The 2,500-nt window shown below is 54.7% G+C and carries 2 tRNA genes and 2 rRNA genes (1 of these 4 cut by a window edge); all 4 read left to right on the forward strand.

Going from position 1 to position 2,500, the window contains the following annotated elements:
• A 16S ribosomal RNA gene (locus IEW98_RS13705) occupies positions 1 to 1,414 on the forward strand; the annotation flags it as partial.
• 188 nt (positions 1,415 to 1,602) lie between these two features.
• A tRNA-Ile gene (locus tag IEW98_RS13710) sits at positions 1,603 to 1,679 on the forward strand.
• 124 nt (positions 1,680 to 1,803) lie between these two features.
• Positions 1,804 to 1,879, forward strand: a tRNA-Ala gene (locus tag IEW98_RS13715).
• A 321-nt stretch (positions 1,880 to 2,200) separates the two neighbouring features.
• Positions 2,201 to 2,500: ribosomal RNA gene (locus IEW98_RS13720) — 23S ribosomal RNA — on the forward strand; it runs 2,506 nt beyond the window's last position.

Here is a 2,500-nt window from a genome sequence, read left to right on the forward strand (position 1 = left end):
CCATGGTCTAGTGGCGCACGGGTGCGTAACGCGTGGGAATCTGCCCTTAGGTACGGAATAACTCAGGGAAACTTGTGCTAATACCGTATGATGTCGAGAGACCAAAGATTTATCGCCTAGGGATGAGCCCGCGTAGGATTAGCTAGTTGGTGGGGTAAAGGCCTACCAAGGCTACGATCCTTAGCTGGTCTGAGAGGATGATCAGCCACACTGGGACTGAGACACGGCCCAGACTCCTACGGGAGGCAGCAGTGGGGAATATTGGACAATGGGCGAAAGCCTGATCCAGCAATGCCGCGTGAGTGAAGAAGGCCTTCGGGTTGTAAAGCTCTTTTACCCGGGAAGATAATGACTGTACCGGGAGAATAAGCTCCGGCTAACTCCGTGCCAGCAGCCGCGGTAATACGGAGGGAGCTAGCGTTATTCGGAATTACTGGGCGTAAAGCGTTCGTAGGCGGCTTTGTAAGTCAGAGGTGAAAGCCCACGACTCAATCGTGGAACTGCCTTTGAGACTGCTTCGCTTGAAGATGGGAGAGGTTAGTGGAATTCCGAGTGTAGAGGTGAAATTCGTAGATATTCGGAAGAACACCAGTGGCGAAGGCGGCTAACTGGACCATTCTTGACGCTGAGGAACGAAAGCGTGGGGAGCAAACAGGATTAGATACCCTGGTAGTCCACGCCGTAAACGATGATAACTAGCTGTCGGGGCTCTTGGAGCTTCGGTGGCGCAGCTAACGCATTAAGTTATCCGCCTGGGGAGTACGGCCGCAAGGTTAAAACTCAAAGGAATTGACGGGGGCCTGCACAAGCGGTGGAGCATGTGGTTTAATTCGAAGCAACGCGCAGAACCTTACCAGCGTTTGACATCGCAGGACGATTTCCGGAGACGGATTTCTTCTCGCAAGAGACTTGCAGACAGGTGCTGCATGGCTGTCGTCAGCTCGTGTCGTGAGATGTTGGGTTAAGTCCCGCAACGAGCGCAACCCTCGCCTTTAGTTACCATCATTTAGTTGGGGACTCTAAAGGAACCGCCGGTGATAAGCCGGAGGAAGGTGGGGATGACGTCAAGTCCTCATGGCCCTTACGCGCTGGGCTACACACGTGCTACAATGGCGGTGACAATGGGTCGCAAGCTCGCAAGGGTGCGCTAATCTCAAAAAGCCGTCTCAGTTCGGATTGTTCTCTGCAACTCGAGAGCATGAAGGCGGAATCGCTAGTAATCGCGGATCAGCATGCCGCGGTGAATACGTTCCCAGGCCTTGTACACACCGCCCGTCACACCATGGGAGTTGGATTGACCCGAAGGCAGTGGGCTAACCCGCAAGGGAGGCAGCTGACCACGGTCGGTTTAGCGACTGGGGTGAAGTCGTAACAAGGTAGCCGTAGGGGAACCTGCGGCTGGATCACCTCCTTTCTAAGGATATTGCAATAATCGCCGGCGTCTTGAAGCGTCGGAGACGATATTGCTTTCCAAAGAACATTACCGCCGCCCTCATGTCCCTTCATCCTGGAAAAACGCTGAGCGCCAGCTCGGTGCATAGTTGCAAGACTATTGCACTTGAGGCGCCTCATGCGCCGCTGGTAAACAGTGTTTGCGCGTTGGGGCCGGTAGCTCAGTTGGTTAGAGCACACGCTTGATAAGCGTGGGGTCGGAGGTTCAAATCCTCCTCGGCCCACCAGCGCAGCGCGGGCCCGAAATAGCGTTTGCTATTTCGACCACGCGCAAGCGTCGGCCAGCGGGGAAAAGGCGCGCCATAAGGCGTGGCTTTGCCACGACTGACGGCGCGCCGCTCGCGAGAGCATGGGGCCTTAGCTCAGCTGGGAGAGCGGTTGCTTTGCAAGCATCAGGTCATCGGTTCGATCCCGATAGGCTCCACCACTCTCTCACGTAGCAAAAGGCTGTAGCTGCTGACCAAGCGCTGCGCCGATCTCGAGTTTATCCCTTCCAGGATGTAGGCAACCAGTTTGCCGTCGCACGATGTGCGCCGGCGATACCGGATCCTTGGCATATGGCCGAGTGGTTCGTCTTTGACATTGTGAATGGGTTTTTTAGAACGATGCCGTGGAAATGGCACCGGTGAGCACTCCTTTAATACTTCTCGGGAGCAGCGCCAGGTGATCATGGACACAGAAGAAATCGTTTGATAGCCGCTCGATTGGTGATGGCACATACAGTGTTGTCGTTGGTGGTGCGGGTTTTCAAGCGTGAGGTAAGGGCATTTGGTGGATGCCTTGGCATGCACAGGCGATGAAGGACGTGGCACGCTGCGATAAGCTGTGGTGAGGTGTGAGCAACCTTTGACCCACAGATTTCCGAATGGGGAAACCCAGCCTCTTCATCAAATTCGAATTGCTGGTTGTTGCGCAAGCGATGGCCGGCGATTGGCGTTTGGTGATCAGGTTATCTCATGATGAATACATAGTCATGAAGAGGCGAACCCGGGGAACTGAAACATCTCAGTACCTGGAGGAAAGGACATCAACCGAGACTCCGTTAGTA

This window comes from Sandarakinorhabdus glacialis (genome assembly GCF_014643455.1).
Taxonomy (GTDB): Bacteria; Pseudomonadota; Alphaproteobacteria; order Sphingomonadales; family Sphingomonadaceae; genus Sandarakinorhabdus; species Sandarakinorhabdus glacialis.